General features: G+C 42.9%; 21 protein-coding genes and 1 rRNA gene. 14 read left to right on the top strand and 8 right to left on the bottom strand.

All coding sequences use genetic code 11. From position 1 onward, the window contains the following. The first annotated feature begins 255 nt into the window (after positions 1-255). The 3 genes from CWI32_RS14330 (at position 256) to CWI32_RS14320 (ending at position 2579) form a co-directional block, all read left to right on the top strand. Entirely contained in the window at positions 256-633 is a 378-nt protein-coding gene (locus tag CWI32_RS14330) for a hypothetical protein (RefSeq protein WP_005094089.1), read from the top strand. Further along, positions 627-1832 (top strand): CsgG/HfaB family protein, encoded by a 1206-nt coding sequence (locus CWI32_RS14325; protein ID WP_100535603.1) that lies wholly within the window; start codon positions 627-629, stop codon positions 1830-1832. The genes CWI32_RS14330 and CWI32_RS14325 overlap by 7 nt, the downstream gene beginning before the upstream one ends. Before the next feature lie 84 nt (positions 1833-1916). Beyond that, entirely contained in the window at positions 1917-2579 is a 663-nt protein-coding gene (locus CWI32_RS14320) for a hypothetical protein (RefSeq protein ID WP_100535604.1), read from the top strand. 310 nt (positions 2580-2889) lie between these two features. On the opposite strand, the gene CWI32_RS14315 is transcribed toward CWI32_RS14320, so the two are convergent. The 3 genes from CWI32_RS14315 to CWI32_RS14305 all read right to left on the bottom strand — a co-directional run bounded on the left by CWI32_RS14315 (position 2890) and on the right by CWI32_RS14305 (position 5114). After that, complete coding sequence (locus CWI32_RS14315) at positions 2890-3465, bottom strand: xanthine phosphoribosyltransferase (protein ID WP_005094083.1); 576 nt, start codon at positions 3463-3465, stop codon at positions 2890-2892. 88 nt (positions 3466-3553) lie between these two features. Further along, on the bottom strand, positions 3554-4237 hold the full coding sequence (locus CWI32_RS14310) for a DUF3108 domain-containing protein (RefSeq protein ID WP_370982144.1): 684 nt from the start codon (positions 4235-4237) through the stop codon (positions 3554-3556). A 190-nt stretch (positions 4238-4427) separates the two neighbouring features. After that, positions 4428-5114, bottom strand: coding sequence for a hypothetical protein (locus tag CWI32_RS14305; protein WP_005094079.1), 687 nt, complete (start codon positions 5112-5114; stop codon positions 4428-4430). Positions 5115-5376: 262 nt separating this feature from the next. Between CWI32_RS14305 and CWI32_RS14300 the strand changes: the two genes are divergently transcribed. Beyond that, positions 5377-6234: an energy transducer TonB gene (locus CWI32_RS14300; protein WP_005094077.1), complete on the top strand. Its 858-nt coding sequence runs from the start codon at positions 5377-5379 to the stop codon at positions 6232-6234. Positions 6235-6412: 178 nt separating this feature from the next. Here the strand turns inward: CWI32_RS14300 and ybeY are convergent, their stop codons facing one another. Genes ybeY through miaB form a run of 3 tightly spaced genes read right to left on the bottom strand, consistent with a single transcriptional unit; the run spans position 6413 to position 9490 of the window. After that, a complete protein-coding gene (ybeY, locus tag CWI32_RS14295; RefSeq protein WP_100329342.1) occupies positions 6413-6895 on the bottom strand; it encodes an rRNA maturation RNase YbeY in 483 nt (160 codons plus the stop codon). A 22-nt stretch (positions 6896-6917) separates the two neighbouring features. Then, on the bottom strand, positions 6918-7994 hold the full coding sequence (locus CWI32_RS14290; RefSeq protein ID WP_005094064.1) for a PhoH family protein: 1077 nt from the start codon (positions 7992-7994) through the stop codon (positions 6918-6920). 38 nt (positions 7995-8032) lie between these two features. After that, positions 8033-9490, bottom strand: a complete 1458-nt coding sequence (gene miaB / locus CWI32_RS14285; protein WP_005094063.1) for a tRNA (N6-isopentenyl adenosine(37)-C2)-methylthiotransferase MiaB — start codon at positions 9488-9490, stop codon at positions 8033-8035. 334 nt (positions 9491-9824) lie between these two features. Between miaB and CWI32_RS14280 the strand changes: the two genes are divergently transcribed. The 6 genes from CWI32_RS14280 (at position 9825) to CWI32_RS14255 (ending at position 14734) form a co-directional block, all read left to right on the top strand. Beyond that, a complete protein-coding gene (locus CWI32_RS14280) occupies positions 9825-11759 on the top strand; it encodes a lytic transglycosylase domain-containing protein (RefSeq protein WP_167381290.1) in 1935 nt (644 codons plus the stop codon). A gap of 31 nt (positions 11760-11790) precedes the next feature. Then, entirely contained in the window at positions 11791-12429 is a 639-nt protein-coding gene (locus tag CWI32_RS14275; RefSeq protein WP_005168674.1) for a ribonuclease T2 family protein, read from the top strand. Between the two features lie 167 nt (positions 12430-12596). Further along, on the top strand, positions 12597-13583 hold the full coding sequence (locus CWI32_RS14270) for a malate dehydrogenase (protein WP_005168672.1): 987 nt from the start codon (positions 12597-12599) through the stop codon (positions 13581-13583). 174 nt (positions 13584-13757) lie between these two features. Continuing rightward, a complete protein-coding gene (locus CWI32_RS14265; RefSeq protein ID WP_005094053.1) occupies positions 13758-14018 on the top strand; it encodes a DUF2789 family protein in 261 nt (86 codons plus the stop codon). 88 nt (positions 14019-14106) lie between these two features. Then, a complete protein-coding gene (locus tag CWI32_RS14260; protein ID WP_100535601.1) occupies positions 14107-14361 on the top strand; it encodes a DUF2789 family protein in 255 nt (84 codons plus the stop codon). Positions 14362-14476: 115 nt separating this feature from the next. Next, entirely contained in the window at positions 14477-14734 is a 258-nt protein-coding gene (locus CWI32_RS14255) for a DUF2789 family protein (protein ID WP_005094049.1), read from the top strand. Between the two features lie 90 nt (positions 14735-14824). Here the strand turns inward: CWI32_RS14255 and CWI32_RS14250 are convergent, their stop codons facing one another. After that, positions 14825-15352 (bottom strand): hypothetical protein, encoded by a 528-nt coding sequence (locus CWI32_RS14250; RefSeq protein ID WP_005094048.1) that lies wholly within the window; start codon positions 15350-15352, stop codon positions 14825-14827. Positions 15353-15422: 70 nt separating this feature from the next. Continuing rightward, a complete protein-coding gene (locus tag CWI32_RS14245; RefSeq protein WP_100355119.1) occupies positions 15423-16025 on the bottom strand; it encodes a 2OG-Fe(II) oxygenase in 603 nt (200 codons plus the stop codon). Positions 16026-16142: 117 nt separating this feature from the next. Here CWI32_RS14245 and CWI32_RS14240 point away from each other — a divergent pair, with 117 nt between their 5' ends. The 4 genes from CWI32_RS14240 to CWI32_RS14225 form a co-directional block, all read left to right on the top strand. Then, the gene (locus tag CWI32_RS14240; RefSeq protein WP_005094045.1) at positions 16143-17000 is read left to right on the top strand and encodes a 23S rRNA (adenine(2030)-N(6))-methyltransferase RlmJ; all 858 of its coding nucleotides are present in this window, start codon (positions 16143-16145) and stop codon (positions 16998-17000) included. Between the two features lie 38 nt (positions 17001-17038). Beyond that, the gene (gene pssA, locus CWI32_RS14235; RefSeq protein WP_005094042.1) at positions 17039-17860 is read left to right on the top strand and encodes a CDP-diacylglycerol--serine O-phosphatidyltransferase; all 822 of its coding nucleotides are present in this window, start codon (positions 17039-17041) and stop codon (positions 17858-17860) included. An 18-nt stretch (positions 17861-17878) separates the two neighbouring features. Continuing rightward, positions 17879-18955, top strand: coding sequence for a DUF6670 family protein (locus CWI32_RS14230; protein ID WP_100535600.1), 1077 nt, complete (start codon positions 17879-17881; stop codon positions 18953-18955). Between the two features lie 440 nt (positions 18956-19395). Then, a 16S ribosomal RNA gene (locus tag CWI32_RS14225) occupies positions 19396-19755 on the top strand; the annotation flags it as partial.

The raw sequence follows: 19755 nt of genomic DNA, 5'->3' as shown, positions 1-19755 counted from the left end.
AATCAAGTTTTTTAGATGATTATTATATTCATATATTTTCGATATAATGATTTCTTACAAATCACAAAATATAACAAAAATAATTATTATAAATAAAAACAAATATATGGGTTTTTTAATCAATATAAATAAATATGTGAATAATGCTGGATTCTACTTTTCATTTTTTTATGTGATTTAATATTTTTCAGATAAATTTAATCTTACTCAACCCAAGAATTAAATAAATATCTTAGATCAGAGGATATTAAGATTATGAGAATATTAGTCATCAATCTGGGTTTATTATGTTTTTGTTTTTTAAACAATGCTTATGCCACATCTGATGAGTGGACGCAGCGTTGGAAATCATCAAGTGCCCGCTCCAATGAAAATCTAGTTCAAGCCAATCTGATCGAGCTCAAGGAGTCCGATTATTATTCTGGATTAGGTAGAACCACTATTTACAGTACCTCAACCACCTCTATAGGTACCGTAAATACACCCACCAACAATATCAATGTCGAAGGTTCAGACAACAACATCGATATTTCGAGTGAATTACTCAATGAAGCACCTGTCAATTCAAATACCAATCAAAACGCTCAGCGCTGTCCTAATTTAAGTACTCAATCAGGAGAGTCGCTATGCTGAATTTCTCCTTAACCCGAAAATATATATTTTCTCTGAGTATTCCTGTTTTTTTTAGCTCGTTTCTAACAGGTTGTACAGGTTTAGCTCCCTCAAACAAGAAAGCAGTTAGTCTGGTGCAAGGACCACCCATTACCGATATTTTTACCCCTTTTGATATGGCGCTCTCCTGCCTCAAAGGGCAACTGCGTAGTGATGTGAGTTTTTCTGTTGGCGCGATTCTGGATCAAACCGGTAAAGACGTAGTCACCAATGGCGGAAGTGGCAAAATGGTGACCCAGGGTGCGGGAGATATGGTGCAGTCTGCCTTGTTTCAGGCGGGCGTCAGTTTAATGAACCGACGTGATCCCCGGATTATCGAAAGTGAAGCCAAGTGGGGGATTCGTGATCCAAGGCAAATTCAGGCCTCCGATTATTATGTCACCGGCAGTATTAACAGTCTGGATTTTATTCCGGGTGGGGGTTTTGACATGCAAATTGCCGGAGTTGGCCCAAATTACAGTCAAACCCGTATTATGGTCGGTTTGGATTTATCTCTGACCGATACCCGCAGTAGTAAAGTGGTGGGTAATGTTTCTTTGCAAAAGCAGATTGCTGCACAGGATTATGGTCTTAGTGCAGGCAGGTTCGCGGGTCGTACACTGTTAAATATTCAAATTGGCAAGGGAGAACGAGAGGCGACTAATTTTGCCTTACGCCAAATGTTGAACCTGGCCACTTTTGAATTACTCAGTCAGGTCGTGCCACCGGCAGTGTTTGCAAGTTGCCGTGCGGAAATTCCACCTGAATTTGGTCGCTTAGATCTCACTCGCAGTTCTGTTGCCTTGCATAAATATAAGAAAAATCAGCAACAAATCAGTACCGATTCCAGCAACCCTGTTCAGGAATCGGCCTCACGTCAGGCAGATTCATTCAATGAAAAAAACAAGTCGACCAATTCACCCAGCAAAGATACCAAGCCGCCTAAGCAGAAAGAATCTGAGGTGATTCAGAATCCTGAAGCCGAGCCTGAAATGAGCAAACAGGAACTGATTAAATATATTAGTAAGACTAAGCGCCCATCCCCTACAAGCAAAATAAATGACAAAAAAGATAGTCAAGAAAAAGCTGACAAAGAACAAGCTGAGGAGAAGTCATCCAGTTTATGGGATGCCAATCCAGAGGTAGTAGAGAATTACTGGTCAAATACTCAACGTGATTAAAAAGATTTGAAAATGGGCTCGCTCCCATTGTCAGAAGAAGTACTTAGCGAGAGGTACTTCAAAATAACAGTAGGAAGAACAATGATGAAAAACACGATCAAAACAGTCGCATTATCCGTCGCCTTTCTGTCTAGTGCGGGGATGGCATATGCTCAAGAAACCAATGTGGAAGTAGATACCGGTTTACAAGCTACTCTGGATTCTATTTCTCAGCAGGTTGAAAATGGTTCTGCACTGAATCTGGCAGTGAATACAGGTGATGTTGATGCAAGCGTTGATTTAGAAGCACTTGCAGGAGCAGTAAGAGAAGTACCAAATGCGATTAGTTCAATTGAAGGGACAATTGAAACTACTGCAATTGGTGCAGCGAACACAGGTAGTATCACGATTGAGCAAGGCAGCTTCAATCAGGTGATATCAGACGTATCAGATGAAACATATGACTATGATTTCAGTCAAGTCACCAGTGCAACGAATAATTCTGAAACCTTAGAAGAGTTATCCGAGGTTGCGGATAGTTCAGATCTATCGGAAGTTGTAAGTTCATCACTGTCTACCAACTATAGTGAGCAGATCAATGAAACTTTAAGCAATTATAGTGTAGCGAACATTGCCTATAATGCGGGTACCATTGATGCCTCTGTCAATGCGATTGCAGAAGGAACTCAAACTGCTATTAACAATAGCATCACAACTACCGCTATCGGTGCTGTAAATAGCGGCAGTATTACTGTGACGGTTAAATAAACTCTTGTTCAAGGTGAACAGAGGTCTAATTATTTGCAGATAGTTAGACCTCTTTATCTTATAATAAAATTGCTATAACTGGTTGTTTATTCATCGGATAGAAAAATTATTTATTTTATGACACGATCTATTTTAGAGGTTTAATCACTTCGAATTTAAAAGTAAGCCATTCATCTAGGATCAAGTCAGGAATCATGAATAACACATTAGATTGAACTAGAGTCGAGCTTTGAATATTTTTAATTTATTTCATCAGATAGACAAAATAAAAAAGAGCGCATAAGCGCTCTTTTAAAATTGATTGTCGAGCTTAGTCGCGAACAAATTCAACTGTGCCATTTGCCAAAGATTTTACGCGTGCCAGTGACTCCACACGGTAGCCTTTTTCAAGCAGCAAGTCGCGACCAGGCTGGAATGATTTTTCAATCACAATACCAATACCGACCACTTCTGCGTTTGCCTGATGAATCAGATCGGCCAGACCCAGCGCCGCCTGACCATTCGCCAGGAAGTCATCAATCACTAAAACCTTGTCGGTTGAGCTGATGTGTTTATTTGAAATTGCGATGGTGCTTTCAGTCTGTTTGGTAAATGAAAACACTTTAGAGCGGTATAAATCATCTTTCAGGGTCAAAGACTGGTATTTACGTGCAAAGATGACAGGTACACCAAGTTCTAAACCTGCCATCACTGCAGGTGCAATACCTGATGCTTCAATCGTAATAATTTTGGTGATACCAGCATCCTTAAACAGACGCGCAAATTCTTGACCAATTAATTGCATCATGACTGGGTCAATCTGGTGGTTTAAGAAAGAATCCACTTTCAAAACTTCTTCAGAGAGAACGATGCCTTCGGCCAAGATTTTCTGTTCTAGTGCATGCACGGGAGAATCCTCAAGAGCAGGTGCTTTTTCAAGCAAAAGCGTATTGTAAAAAGCACCCGGAAAAAATCAAGTGAAATTCACCAAAATCTTAGTTGCTTGCACCTTTATAGTCAGTTAATAGCAAACCATAAGAGGTTTTCTTGTCTACATGCGAAACTTTGACTGGCAGATAGTCAAGTTTCGGTGCCAGCCAGAAGATGGTTTCACGACCCGGCTTGCTATGCTTCATCACCACCTTGATGGTATTAAAAGAACCATATTTGGTACTGACCGTTTCTGAACCTTGTCGAACAAACTTACGGCCTTCGACCTCTTTAGCATCAGCAAGATAATAATTCGATTTTAAGCCACCATTTTTTAGATCTTCACGAATTTGTAATTCTGCATTCAGTTCATCCAGAACATCGGCTCTCCAGGCAAAAGAACGCTTTTCATCATCTTTTCTGGTATTGATGGTTTTGCTGGAAGGATTAAAGTTAATACTCATGGTGTTGTTATGTACCAGGATTTTACTGCTACGACTGAAACTGCTGGAGCCAATCTTGCCGTTATTAAAGGTGAAACGGCTGGTTTCAGTTGCTGAAGCAATACCACCGGCTTTTGCAGCAAAGACGTAAGTCCAGTTATTGCCGGATTTACTCAGAGTACGGGTGGCAGAACCCATATTCTTGCCATTATAGCTAAATTGATAATTGGCTTGGAAAGGCGTCATGGCAAAAGCCTGGCTAGAAATACCAGTCAACAGTATTGCACCGCTTAGACCTGTGGTCATCGCTAAAGTCTTAAATACAGTCTTCACCATTAGTCATTTTCCTATATTGGTTAAACGGGCAAAATATCTTACTTGTTGTAGCTTTTATTCTTTAGGCAAAATATGGAAATTTAAGGGATATTTCTAGCAAAAATGTATCTTTCATGTAGTTTTTTTCAACAAAAGTTCAAAAAACGAGATTGAATAGTATTCAAGACGGATCTTTCTGTTTGATCGGGGTCACCAGGTTATCGTCCATTTCGTCTTCATCCCAATTTTCCTCTCTGTCTTGAGAAAGTTTCCTAAACAGGGCTGCCAGATTCACATTACCAATCACCACCAGTTCAGCTTCGCGAAGCACTGCATGATTCACATGAACTTTTCCTAGAGTATCAATAATCGAACGGTTTTTGCCTAACCAGCGGTTCAAGTCCAGATACAGCAAGTCATCAATGACTTTAATAACGCCAAGTTTTTCCAGAATCATGCCCAATGGATCTTTGTTCAAGATGCGTTGATAGAAGAACAGGGCAAAACGCACCCCAAGCTTATACAACAGATTTGGATATTTGGCGTCAATAAGCTGTGTATCGCTGATTTGCTCGAATACAATCAGCTGGGTGGTCTTATTCAGTTCCATCTGAACCAGCTTCAAGTCTACCGACAAAGTGATATTCAGGCCTTTATAGTCTAGTGTCGCGTAGAGACGCAGCCAGTCTTCATGCAGGTCTGCGTGTAAGTCTTTCAGTGCATCGACATTGTCGGTGACAAAGCGTTGAAAAGTTGCATTTAAGAAGACTTGCGATAAAGGGAATTCACGCTCATCCTCAATAAATCCTTCCGCCCTCTGATACACTTGGCGGATTCGGTTGGAAATATTGGAAATTAGCGTTTGCATATTGAAGCATCCTAGCAACTTTATTTTTGACTCGAAGTGTATCTTGTCGAATTGTATGAAAAATACAAGTATTCAAGCTTGAAGTTTAGCAAAATAAATAGCACCATTTTTATAGTTTTAGTTATGTAACGTTGAAGATTTGATGGATTTGGCATTTTTAAAATAGAAATGCCCAATTTGTTTGTTTTTAATCTTTAAAATACTTTTTTTGGGGAACTGAACTCAGGACTGAGTTTGGGTAATGTGATAAACAATGATATTAATGCCTCTGGTCAGAACCTGGTGGAAAGATCCAGTGTTTAGCAGTGCCGTGCTCACCGCAGGCATTCTGCATTTGATCGTATTGACACTGGAATTTGGTATGCCGCAAGATCGGGAGACCAGCACCAAAGAAATTGCAGTCAGCTTGCGACAGACAGATGAAAAAATTGAACACGCTGATTTTCTGGCCCAGACAGACCAGCAAGGGTCTGGCAAGTTTCGAGAAGCGCATCGGATGTCGAGTGATATGCCATCTCCTTTGTTAGAGCAGAAGGCAGGGGAAGAACAACAAGAAAGTCCGGATCTGCTGCAACAGAAACAGGAACTCAGTTTTGAAGAAAAAGTGCTGATGACCACCTTGAGCTGGCAAAAACAGGCAGAAGAAAATCAGCGTAAAAAAATGCAGGAGCAGTTACAAAGCCAGTTTCAGGCCAAAGCAGCCATGGTGGCCAGTCTGGAAGCGCAATATTTACAGCGTCAGCAAAATTTTAGTCGTCAGCAAAAAATTAAAACTGTGGATGGCATTCAATCCAAGCAGGATGTCTCCGCAGCCTATCTGGAAAAGTTCCGTCAGAAAGTAGAGTTTTATGGCAATCAGTATTATCCGGAAGCTGCCAAGCAGCAGAATCTGGCAGGTGAAGTTCGTCTGATGGTGATCCTGAATCAGAATGGCGGGATTCGTGCCATCCGATTAATTGACAGTTCAGGACATGCCATGCTGGATGAGGCTGCGAAATCTTCTGTACGTAAAGCGGCGCCATTTGGTGCGTTTGATGCCAAAATGAAGGAAATTTCTGAATTGCGGATTATCCGAACCTGGCGTTTTGATCCGGCTGAAGCAGAGTTTGAAGTACGTTAATTCATTCTAGTTCTCTCTCCCTTTGGGAGAGAGTTAGAGAGGGGTTTTAACAGGTATTAGAACCTCTCCCTTGCGAACCCAGAATATATTCTGAGGCTTCTCATCTCCTAGAGGAAGAGCGAATATAAAGCATTAAAAAAGCGAGCCTCAGCTCGCTTCCTTCATTTTCTTTTAAATCTTAATCTCGTTCCAGATAAGGATTTTCAAAACCCAGTTTGGCCAGAATTTCAATTTCAATGCCTTCCATTTCTTCCGCATCTTCATCTGATGTTTCATGATCATAACCCATTAAATGCAAGGTGCCATGCACCAGCATATGGGTGAAATGCGTCAACGGCGCTTTTTGCTGCTCAAGCGCTTCAGCAAGTACCACAGGAATGCAAATCACCAGATCGCCAATGGGAAAGGCATTCAGAAATTGCGCCATTTCATCTGGAAGATCGCTCGGAAAAGACAGGACATTGGTCGATTTGTCTTTGCCGCGATATTCCAGATTCAGTTTATGACTTTCATCATGGTCGACACAGGCAATTCCGATTTCGCAATTACTTTGCGTACCGATATGACCTAAAGTGGTTTCGACTACTTTTTTAATAGAGGCACGTTTTAGTACCAGTTCAGGTGACTGAAAATCCTGCTGTAAGGAAAGACTAAGTTTCAACACAAATCCTTAAATTGAAAGCTTAATGCTGTGCATCTGCGGCAGCATTATTTTCAGCGATCAAGGCGTCCTGACGTGCTTTACGTTCGGCACGTGCTTCTGCACTTAAACGCTGCTGATCACTGTCCCAGCCTTCATAGGCTTCAACAATTTTCTGTACCAGTTGATGACGAACCACATCACGCGAATGAAAACGGGTGATATGAATTTCAGGAATTTTATCAATCACACGAAGGGCATGTGAAAGACCAGACTGTTGGCCGCGCGGTAAATCCACCTGCGTCACATCACCAGTAATGACCGCTCGCGAACCAAAACCTAAACGGGTCAGGAACATTTTCATCTGTTCAGGGGTGGTGTTCTGTGCCTCATCCAGAATCACGAAAGAATGATTCAAGGTGCGGCCACGCATATAAGCGAGTGGCGCCACCTCAATCACTTGACGTTCAATCAGCTTGGCCACTTTTTCAAAGCCGAGCATTTCATACAAAGCATCATACAATGGACGCAAATAAGGATCGATTTTCTGGCTTAAATCCCCTGGCAAGAAACCCAGTTTTTCACCGGCTTCGACCGCTGGACGAACCAGTAGAATGCGCTGGATTTCATTGCGCTCCAGCATGTCCACAGCAGCAGCGACAGCCAGATAGGTTTTACCGGTTCCGGCAGGACCTATACCAAAAGAAATATCACTTTGCAGAATACGCTGTACATAACGTTTCTGGTTGGCACCACGCGGATTGATCCGGCCTTTACGGGTTTGTAACCAGACATTGTCCAGGCCGGTATGTTCTTGGTCTTCTAGATCTTGCTGGAGTTCACGGTCAGTCTGACTGCCCTGAATCATTAGGTGCAGGGTATCTGCGCTGATCTGCTGGCTCTGTTCAGATTCTTCATGCAGACGTTGCAAGAGCATTTCGGCTCTTTCAACGGCATCGATTCCACCATCCACAATAAAACTCTCTCCGCGATGGGAGATTTTGACATCTAAACGTTGTTCAATTTGCTTCAAATGACCGTTATAAGCACCTAACATCGCTTGGATACGGTCCATTGAAATCCCAGGAAAAGCTACTGTACGTCGAATCGCTGCAGTCAAAGAGTATTCCTTATGAAGTGTACGTTATATGCTCTACATTACGCCACGTCAGGCTCAAGATTCAAGAGTTCACCATAAACTAAATTCAAAGTTTTAATTTCGGTCACTTCGATCTCGGCAAAGCGACCTACCCAGGCAGGATCACCAATAAAGTTGACATAACGGGTGTTGTCCGCCGTACCCACCAGAATATTCGGATCTTTATCAGAGACTTTCTCGATCAGTACCCGCTGGATGCTACCGAGCATGGCATCCGTTTTGTCAATACTCGAGCGTTTAATCCATTGCTGAACTTTGGCCAGACGTTCTTTTTTGACATCTTCCGGAATGGTATCTTCCAGTTCTGCCGCAGGCGTACCCGGACGTTTTGAATAGATAAAACTATAAGAATGATCGAAATCCAGATCTTTAATAAATTGATAGGTCTCTGCAAAGTTCTCATCAGTTTCACCCGGGAAGCCAATGATAAAGTCTGAAGATAAATGCATATCGGGACGAACTGAGCGTAACTTTTTAATTTTCTCGATATAGACATCGATGGTATGGTTACGTTTCATGGCCTGAAGCACATCATTCGAGCCACTTTGTACCGGCAAATGCAGATGCGAAACCATTTGTGGCAGGTCGCGATAACACTGGATCAGGTCATCATTAAATTCGAGTGGATGCGAAGTGGTATAACGAATCCGGCCAATGCCCGGAATATCCGCGACTAAACGCAACAGATCGGCAAAAGTACAGATATTGCCTTCAAAGGTTTCACCACGATAGCCATTGACGTTTTGACCCAGCAGGGAAATTTCACGCACGCCTTTTTCTGCCAGACCCGCAATTTCAGCCAATACATCATCCAGTGGGCGAGACACTTCTTCACCACGGGTATAAGGCACCACGCAGAACGAACAATATTTTGAACAGCCTTCCATGATCGAAACAAAGGCTTTATAGCCCTCAACACGCGGTTCAGGCAGAAAGTCGAATTTTTCGATATCCGGGAAGGAGATATCTACCAGTTTGATTTTTTCTTTTTTCGGTTTTTCGATCTGGTCAAAATGCTGATCCAGCATTTGTGGCAAGCGGTGCAGGGTTTGCGGGCCAAAAATCATGTCGACATAATTGGCACGTTTCTGGATGTTGTCGCCTTCCTGAGACGCCACACAGCCGCCAACCCCGATAATCAGATCCGGATTCTTGTCTTTCAGTTTGCGCCAGCGACCCAGCTCGGAAAACACTTTTTCTTGGGCTTTTTCACGGATCGAGCAGGTATTCATCAGCAGAATATCGGCATCTTTAGGATCGTTGGTCAGCACATAGCCATGAGAATCGCCTAACAGGTCTGCCATACGGTGACTGTCGTACTCATTCATCTGACACCCTTGCGTTTCGATATACAGTTTTTTTACTGCAATCTCATGGACAGGGGTGTGCGCTGGCTGGGTAACAGTGTTTTCTGAGGCAGCTGGGGCACCATTCGGAATGAAGGTTTGAACCGTCATGTAGGCTCCTACAAGGTAATACGTTGAAAGAGTGAACGAACAGCCTGATTGACGCATCAAACAGGTGAATAACAATTCAATTCACGGACTGAAATATGGGAAGGCGCATATTTTAGCAGGAAAGTCGCTTAAACTTATAGCTTAAATTAAACGTGGAAAAATATTGATTTATGGGTAAAAATTGTCTGTAGATTAATATTGCTTAATCATAAGGTTACATAACTGAACAATACAGTTGCTTATAATATTTCAACAAAGCTCTTATGATAAGCAACATAGGCTAGGCACAGAATCGATGAGAGAAGGCAAAGGGATGTTGAAACACACTGAAAATATGTATAAATATTATAAATTAATTACGTTAAGTGTGGCGTGTATCTGTTCAGCAAGTACATATGCAGCTGAAGAGCAATTTAACGATGCCTTACGTGCGGCCAATGCAGGTAATACTGAATTATTACAACAATATCGCCTGTCCATGCAGAATGATGCTTTAGGCTATTATCCGGAATACTGGATTTTAAACCAGAATCTTGCCTTGCAACCTGCCAGCCAAATTGTCAGTTTTGCTCAGCGCTACCCGCAATCTGCGATGGCTGAAAAGCTGGCAGCGGACTATGTCGAAGAAAAAGTCAAAATGGCAGATTTCACCACGGCTCAACCGGTATTGCCTTATGTGACCAATGCTGATCCAGCTGAAGCCTGTGCCGTAGCACAAGTTCGTGCCAAAGCCGGTGATGAGCTGGTTTATGCCGAGTTTAAAGAGGTCTGGCTAACCACCAATAGCCAACCGGATTCTTGTACTGGACTTGGTCGAATGATGCTTTCTAGCCCTTTAATGACGGCAGAAGACCGCCAACAGCGACTTTGGGTACAATTGCGTGCCGGTCAGTCAGGTCAGGCTATTGCCACTGCGCAAGGAATCGGTCTGAATCTGTCTTTAGCACAACTCAATTCGATTCAGGCCAATCCAACCAATTATTTATGGTCTGCACCGAAAAACAGTGCGGCAGAACATGCTTATCTGATTTATGCACTGGGACGTCTGGCAGATAGTGATCTGGACTCGGCGTTATCCATTGTGAAACGGACTGCTGAAGGCACACCGGTACAAGTACAACGTGCCTTATACCGAGCTGTGGGGTATGTCGGTGGAACCACAGTCATGAAGAACAACTTTAACCGGGAAGTGTTAAATGCCTTTGATGCCAGTTATGGTCTGCCATTTAGTCCGGAAGAAGCTGAGATTTATGCGCGTCAGGCCATCCGTTTTAGTGCGTGGGAAAGCCTAATCCGTGCGATTGATGCCATGAGCGTCAATCAGAAACAGGAAGATCGCTGGCAATATTGGCTGGCCCGTGCCAGTGAGCAGCGTGCAGATCGTAGTTCAAAGAAAACTGCAGAGAGTATTTATCGTACATTGGCCGCCGGAAATGATTATCACAATCTTCTGGCACGCGACAAGTTGGGACAGCTGACTGCGAGCACACCCAATCCAATTCAGCCATCGAATCAGGCCATGCAACGTTTGAATCAGGATATTCATTTCCGTCGTGCGTTCACGCTACGTAATATCAGTGCACCGAATAACTACATTAACCGTGAATGGAACTGGGCAGTGCGTCAGGCCTATCTGAAGAAAGATGATGAGCTGTTGCTGGCCGCAGCAAAGCGTGCCATGGACATGGGTTGGCATGATCGGGCCATTTATGCAGCTGACCGCACCGTGAACAAACATAACTACAATTATCGTTATCCAATGCCGCACCAGAATTACGTGGTCAGTCATAGCCGCAATGCCGGGATCGATCCGGCTTGGGCTTATGGCTTGATGCGTCAGGAAAGCCGTTTCAATACCGTGGCACGTTCACATGTGGGTGCCGGTGGCCTGATGCAAATCATGCCAGATACTGCCAAGCTGGTGGCGCGTCAAATGGGTGAGGCTTATAATCCGGCAGCTCTCACCGATATGAATACCAATATCCGTTATGGCACCTTTTATTTATCGACCATTCAGCGTCAGCTCAGCGACAGCCCAGTCTTGGCAACCGCAGGCTATAATGCCGGACCAAACCGTGCCCGCCGTTGGCAGCCAGAATTTCAGGGCATGGCAGCAGATCAATATACTGAAAGTATTCCTTTACTTGAAACCCGAGATTATGTGAAACATGTCATGACCAATGCCACACATTACGGTCTCTTGTTAGGACAGGGTGCACAGTCCGTGGGTAAGCGTATGCAACTGATACCATTACGTAATACACAATAAAATTAAAATTATTGGGGATGGTGATTTATTCATGAAAATAATGAAGGATCGTCGAGTTTGGGGGAAATGGGCAGCGCTTGTATTTTTGGGCAGCAGTCCGGCAGCATTCGCCATGCCGACAGACTATGTCATGGATGTAGAAATGGTGCCGGCTTTATGTAGCCTGTACCCTGAATATGCAAAGAAACGAAAATGTCTGGAAGGCTATTCCTTGAATATTTCCGGCTTATATCCTCAGGCTACGTCAGAAAACTGTACAACCAATAGCTCTGCGAAACTTTCACCGCTTCAGTCCAAGGTGGTGGCCAGAATTATGCCGGATGAAAATACCCGGACCATTTTGTGGCGCAACATCGGCGGTTGCGTTCCGATGAATGCCAGCCAATATTTCCGGACGATTATCAATTATGCAGACCGGCTTAAAGTGCCGGCAGAGCTGACTGAACAGGAAAATATCACCATATCAGTCGATGCGCTGCGTGTGAAATTTGTGAGAATTAATCCGCAATTACCCGCCAATGCTTTGAGATTTAATTGCCAGCTTACTCAAGCTAGCAGCGTGTTGACCTCGATCAAAGTCTGTTATCACAAAAATGGCAATTATAAATCCTGTCCTGCCAACATTATTAATACATGCCCAAAAACTGTCACAATAAAAGGAACATACTGAGCTTTTTTGCCGGTTTAATTTATATTTCCTATCAGACTTTAGATGAAATCCGTCCTCTTTTATATGCATCCGGCAAAGGATTGGAGTACAATCTTTCGCGTTTACGATTATTAGATTAAATACTAACTATTTAATCGCGTTGAATATCCTCAATTGGAGATAATTAGATGAAGCAAGCAGTTCGTGTTGCCGTTACTGGCGCTGCAGGTCAAATTGGTTACAGCCTATTATTCCGTATCGCAAGCGGCGAAATGCTAGGTAAAGATCAACCAGTGATTTTGCAATTGCTCGAAGTTCCTTTTGAGAAAGCTCAGCAAGCGCTTAAAGGCGTAATGATGGAGCTTCAAGATTGCGCATTCCCGCTACTAGAAGACATGATCGGTACTGATGATCCTAAAGTTGCATTCAAAGATGCTGACTACGCGTTATTAGTTGGTTCACGTCCACGTGGTCCAGGTATGGAACGTGCTGATCTGCTTAAAGTGAACGGCGAAATCTTTATCGGTCAAGGCCAGGCACTTAACGAAGTTGCGAGCCGTGACGTTAAAGTTCTTGTTGTAGGTAACCCTGCGAACACGAATGCTTACATCGCGATGAAATCTGCTCCAGATCTTCCAGCGAAAAACTTCACTGCAATGTTACGTCTTGACCACAACCGTGCTGCATCTCAAATTGCTGCTAAAACCGGTAAAGCGGTTAAAGACATCAAAAATCTTACAGTTTGGGGCAACCACTCTCCAACAATGTATGCTGATTACCGTTTCGCTACAATTAATGGCGAAAGCGTTAAAGACATGATTAACGACCAAGATTGGAATGCAAACACATTCCTTCCGACTGTTGGTAAGCGTGGCGCTGCCATCATTGAAGCGCGTGGTTTGTCTTCTGCTGCTTCTGCTGCAAACGCTGCAATCGATCATATGCGCGATTGGGCTCTTGGCACAAATGGCGAATGGGTAACCATGGGTATTCCTTCTGACGGTTCTTATGGTATTCCTGAAGGCGTTATGTTCGGTTTCCCTGTAACGACTGAGAACGGTGAATACAAAATCGTTCAAGGTCTAGAAATCGACGAGTTCAGCCGTGAGCGTATCAATGTTACATTGAACGAACTTGAAGAAGAGCGCGCAGCGATTGCTGACATGCTTAAATAATTTGATCGTTTAGATTAAGTTGAAAGAGCACTCCATTCGGGGTGCTTTTTTTATATCTCTATTTTTTTGATGAACAAAAAATAACATGCTGTGATGCAGCAGCAACTGAATCTTGCTTAGGCTTGGACTAAGCTAAAAAACATAAATAATCCAATAAAAGGCGAGGTGAAGAAGATGTTTGATCAACACCCAACGTTAGAAATGTTTTTTCAGCAACTTGGATTGGACTCGAGTCCCGAGGCGATTGATGAGTTTATTAAGACCCATCAAATTGGCATGGACGTGCCTTTGCACAAGGCGCCGTTCTGGTCGAAATCCCAGCATGATTTCCTGATTGGTCAGTGGAAAAAAGATGATGAGTGGGCAATTTTAGTTGATGTCCTGAATGAACAATTACATAGCGAAGCCCAGGGTTCTGGGTCATGTGATTTATAAACGAATATTTAAAGATTTATGCCAGTTCTTATTTTAGGGATGGTAAAGGTCTTATTTTTAGTTTAGAGCATATAACAGGAGCAAGTGGATCATGTTCGAACAACAGCCAACTTTAGAATTATTATTTGAACAATTGGGTTTGCCTTCTGATGAAGCCGCAATTAATGAATTCACTCATTCCCATCAGTTGCCATCTGAAGTCGCTTTACCGGATGCCGAATTCTGGAGTGAGGGCCAAAGTGCATTCTTACGCGAGCACTGGTATCAAGATGATGAATGGATTGTGATTATTGACAAACTGAACCAGCTGTTACATGTCGAAAGTGACAAGCAAGGTGTTTAAATTATAGTCTACAAAAAGAAACAACAAACCTAGTCAAATGACTAGGTTTTTTTTGTCTTATCTTATAAGTTAGATCTATAAATAATTACAATTTATCTGATATAAGGAGGGCGACATGCTCATGAAGAACCAACCATCCTTAGAAATGTTATTTTCTCAACTCGGTCTGGCCAATAGCGCTGCTGCCATTGAGTTGTATATCCGGACTCATCAACTTCCAGCAGGCTTGTCCTTGCACGAGGCACCATTCTGGAATAAATCCCAGCGTTCATTATTGATTAGTCATCTGGTACAGGATGATGATTGGGCAATCTGGGTGGATGAGCTGAACCAGCAATTACACATGGATGCCTACAGACGTCAGCCTGCTTAACTGTGTTATATCTTGGTATTACTTAAAAAATGAAAGTGATGCTCAAAAGAAAACGCCTCAAATGAGGCGTTTTCTTTGACGCTGTTAAGCTTAATGCATTTTACTTTTTAATATTTTGATAAACCATTCCTGCTGACGATAATCACTAAAGGCATGATGCTGCTGCAACAACTCCAGTTCACATTCAGCCGTTTTGGTGTATTTACCTAACCAGTGACGTGTCAGGGCCGGCTCATTTTTACTGGCACTGGCATAAGCCAGAAAGAAATAAATATCGCCATGTTCATAACTGGCCATCGGCTTAAGAATTTGCTGGGTAATCAGGGCAAAATGCTGCTCTTTGGTCAGTTCAAAAAACATCATATAAGCCTTGGCCAGATGCAAGGATAAATTGATATACATGCGCAGCGGCATTTCTTCAAATTCCACCCGGCCTTGTTCAAGTAAGACAATCGCTTCTTGCAGGAAATGTCGCTGTTCCTGACGCAGCTCACTTAAAGTCACCAGCTGTAAACGAAGATCAGCACGTTCAAGCGTTAATTCTGGCGTATTGCCTTTTAAGTACAATTGGTCAGTTTCACCCAGTCGCTCAATAATCTGCTTGGTTGTTAATCGCATCAACGCAATCCTCATTTCTCAATAATGGCTATATGAGGTTAAAAAAATAAATTTAAAGCATGAGCGAGCATTAGACTAGGGCTGTATCGCTTCTTAACCAGGCCGTAATGGATAGACGTTGCTGTTTGGAAATTAAAACTTCATGTAACAAATCACTCTGGAACAGTACAATCCGGTTCGGCTGTGGCTGAATAATATGCCACTGGCCATTTTTATCTTGCAGACGCAATTCACCCCCCCAATCTGCCTGCCATTGTTCATGCAGATAATACACACTGGAAATCATTCGGCCATTTTTAGCTTTAGGATTGTCACGATGCAGCGCATAAAACTCGCCAGCGTGATAGCAGGCAAAATGTGCTTCGATTTCTTTAATGCCTAAATAAAACGCGCGGTTTAAAGCTTGAGAAAACTGTTGCAGGGTTTGGGTGTGTAGGTGGGAAATTTGAAATTCAGGTCGTAACCAAAGAATATGATCACTACGGATGTTGCTGACGACGCCATTTTGAATGGCTGCATTACGAAATTCGTTTAAGTGGCTTAAGCATTCCTGACTTACCGCATGTTGATATTCACTAGAATAAGCATCGTCAACAATACTAAAGCCATGTTGATCTAAATCATCTAAGATTTGATCAACATTCCAATCCCCTGGGATGATAACAGCTTCCATTTTTTTCAATTCTCGATAGTGTGGCAAAACAGGTTCGCTATTTTAGTGTAAGAATCGTGCCTGAACGAAACTATTTTTCATGTTAAAATAGATGTTGATATTAGGAATTAATGAAACATGAATTACCGTCACTCTTACCACGCAGGCAACTTTGCCGATGTCATGAAGCACGTTTTATTGCTTCAGTTGTTGACTCGACTGAATGCAAAAGACAAACCTTATCGCTATGTAGATACACATGGTGGTGCGGGTAAATATGATTTATCGACTGCTGAAGCGCAAAAATCTGGTGAGTTCTTAAACGGTATTCATCGTCTTGTTAAACTGGATGACTCGATCAAGCGTAATGCACCTGAAGGTGTACAACAATATTTGAAAGTTGTTGAGAAAATGCGTGAAAACTTTGGTAAGGGTGCTTATCCCGGTTCGCCTTGGTTTGCCCTGGAAGGCATGCGCGAGATTGATAAAGCGACCATTTTTGAAATGCAGCGTGATGTGTTTCAGCAGCTTCGTCATAATATTTTTGACAAGCGTGCCGGTTTGCATGAGCGTGATGCTTATGAAGGTCTTTTGGGGGTGATTCCGCCGAAAGAAAAACGTGGTCTGGTGATGATCGATCCACCTTATGAGCTTGAGCGTAAAGATTTTCCACAATTGGTAGAATTGCTGGTTGCCGCTTATAAGAAATGGCCGACAGGTGTATTTGCTGTTTGGTATCCAATTAAAGACCGTGCCATGATTGAACGCTTCGAGAAAAAAATGTTCAAGACCGGCATCCGCCGTCAACTGGTGTGTGAAGTCTGTGTATGGCCGGATGACACCCCAGTCGGCTTGAATGGTTGTGGTTTGCTGGTGATTAATCCGCCTTGGAAATTCTCTGAAGATGCAGATGAAGCACTACAATGGTTATTCCCACATCTTCGTATGAGTGAAAATGGTGGTCACGCTGCAGTTCGCTGGTTAGTCGGCGAATAATTTTTTCAAAGCACAGGTCATAGCTAGGATCGACAAGAATGACAAATATAAGCAAACCGGAACGCGACTCTTCAAAAGACTTGCCTTTTGATGGCATCACCTTTGAGGTGGAAGAAGAGGAACATACCCAGGAAGGGCAGAAAGTTAAGCGTCGAGGCATCTATCTATGGCCGAACCTGATTACAACCGCTGCGTTGTTAGCGGGTTTTTACTCCATTATTGCCAGCATGAATGGCAATTTCCAGCAAGCGATCTATGCAATTTTTATTGCGGCTTTGCTGGATGGTTTGGATGGGCGTGTGGCGCGTGCGATTGGTGCGCAAAGTCCGTTTGGTGAACAGTTTGATTCGCTTTCCGATATGTTGGCTTTTGGTGTTGCTCCCGCGATCTTGATGTATAGCTGGGGTTTGAGTGATTTAGGCCGGATTGGTCTGGCCGCCTGTTTTGTCTATACCGCCTGTGCTGCTTTTCGTCTGGCCCGCTTTAACGTACAGATTGGCGTGGTAGACAAGCGTTATTTTATTGGTGTAGCCAGTCCATTGGCGGCTCTCATGATTGTTTCGCTGGTCTGGGTCGGTTTAGATTTCCCTGAAATTTTCGATATTCGTGAAGCATCCATTCAGATCATTAATGCCGTTGTCATTATTGCGGTGGGCTTGTTGATGATTTCCAATATCAAATATTATTCATTCAAGACCGTAGAGCGTAAACGCGTTCCGTTTTTTGTATTACCAATTGCCGTATTTGTCTTTGCTGCGATGACTTATAATATTCCTGTCGGCATTCTGGTAATTTCTATTCTCTATGCCTTATCTGGTTTTGTGACCACCTTTATGGCAAAAAGATCGAGTAGATTATAAAAATATAAGGAGTCTGAGATGCGGTTTCTTCAAGATTTTTTAGATCGTTCGAAACAGCTGAATCAGACTCCAACTGTTTCGCATTATCCTGCCTATCATGGCCCCAACTCAAAATATAAGATTATTCATCAAGGTTTGATGATTCCTGGACTTCCGGCGCCGCTGCACTATCTAAATTTTCTCAGCATTATCGGGCAGCCGAATGCACCGATGCTGGCCAATCCCAGTGCAATTCAAACCAACGCACTGGATACCGCTACGGTGATTTGCAGCACGAGTTCGCATATGGTCGGCCAACTGCATCGTTATTCAGTACAGCAGGACTGTAACTTTGATGCTGGCTTATTTCAGTTTTTAGATCGGGAGCAACTGAGTGGGGCCTTTCCTCATTTTCGTTTGCAGCGTTTTGACTCGGAACTCAGTTTCGATTTAAGCATTCATACCACTCAGCTCATTTCCCACTTTAGCCAGGTGAGGTTTTCACTTGCCGAGCACTGGTCTTTGCTGTGCTATTGCCAGGGCACATTAAAATATAAACAACAGACATATAATATTGATAGCCTCGGAAGTTTTGAATATGCACGAAGTTTCAATTTCCCTTATCTGCCTTTGGCCTTCCTGACTTATCAAATTATTAATCTGAGTGAAAACCGGCAACTACTGTTGGCGCAAATTCGGGATAGGGTGAATAGTATTGTTCAGTCTCGGATGTATTTGCGTGATTTAAACAAGATGCAGACTCAGATGTTTGACCAAAAAGTGTATTTTAAAGTTCATCGTGTCTATCCGCGCGTCACCACGCCGAATGGGCAAAATATGTATTTGCCACGTGAATTTGAATGGTGTTACGAAGCTAAAGATGGCACCTGTATTTGGGTACAAGGGCAAAGTCGCGGTGATTTCAAATTTGGTTTGGCCGCAGGCTATGTTGGAAGTTTTAGTTATCAGGTCAAAATAAATGAAGAGAACGAAAATGGGGAAGGTGGCTATTGTGAATACATTGATTGCCGTCCTTTACGCTTTCAAGAGCAAGATAAAACCGACAAACTTTTAACTCATTTATCAAATTCTGTACCTTTAATGCTCAAAAAATAGAAAAAACTGCATTTTTTGTAGAATAAATAAACAGTCGTTGGGTTTTTGCTGAATTATTTAGAAATAGGGGTTGTGTTGGGTGTGAAATGCTGTAGAATGCACATCCATCGGCGGTGATGTTGATTAAAACTTGTTGAGAAACAAGGATTTAGCTCAAAGGGTTTAAATCTGGAAGTCTTGAAGAAGTTTGGAAATAATCAGCTAAACCTGTTGACTCTTTCGAAATAAAGAGTAATATAGCCGACCTAGCTTGCTGCTGACGAAGTAGCAAGAAAATCATTAAGAGATTATGAAGAACAACTTGTGTGGATTTTTACTGGTTGATCGATCGAAATTATTTTCATTGATTGATGGTAGAAATGACTCGAAGTTTATTTGAGAAATATTTGTCAGAAAATTGATGAGCCAAGATTGGTAGCCTTTAAGCTACTACTGATTTTAAACTGAAGAGTTTGATCATGGCTCAGATTGAACGCTGGCGGCAGGCTTAACACATGCAAGTCGAGCGGGGAAAAGTAGCTTGCTACTTTACCTAGCGGCGGACGGGTGAGTAATGCTTAGGAATCTGCCTATTAGTGGGGGACAACATCTCGAAAGGGATGCTAATACCGCATACGTCCTACGGGAGAAAGCAGGGGATCTTCGGACCTTGCGCTAATAGATGAGCCTAAGTCGGATTAGCTAGTTGGTGGGGTAAAGGCCTACCAAGGCGACGATCTGTAGCGGGTCTGAGAGGATGATCCGCCACACTGGGACTGAGACACGGCCCAGACTCCTACGGGAGGCAGCAGTGGGGAATA

Origin of the sequence: Acinetobacter pseudolwoffii (assembly GCF_002803605.1) — a bacterium.
Lineage (GTDB): Bacteria > Pseudomonadota > Gammaproteobacteria > Pseudomonadales > Moraxellaceae > Acinetobacter > Acinetobacter pseudolwoffii.
This window is presented reverse-complemented; position numbering and strand designations above follow the sequence as displayed.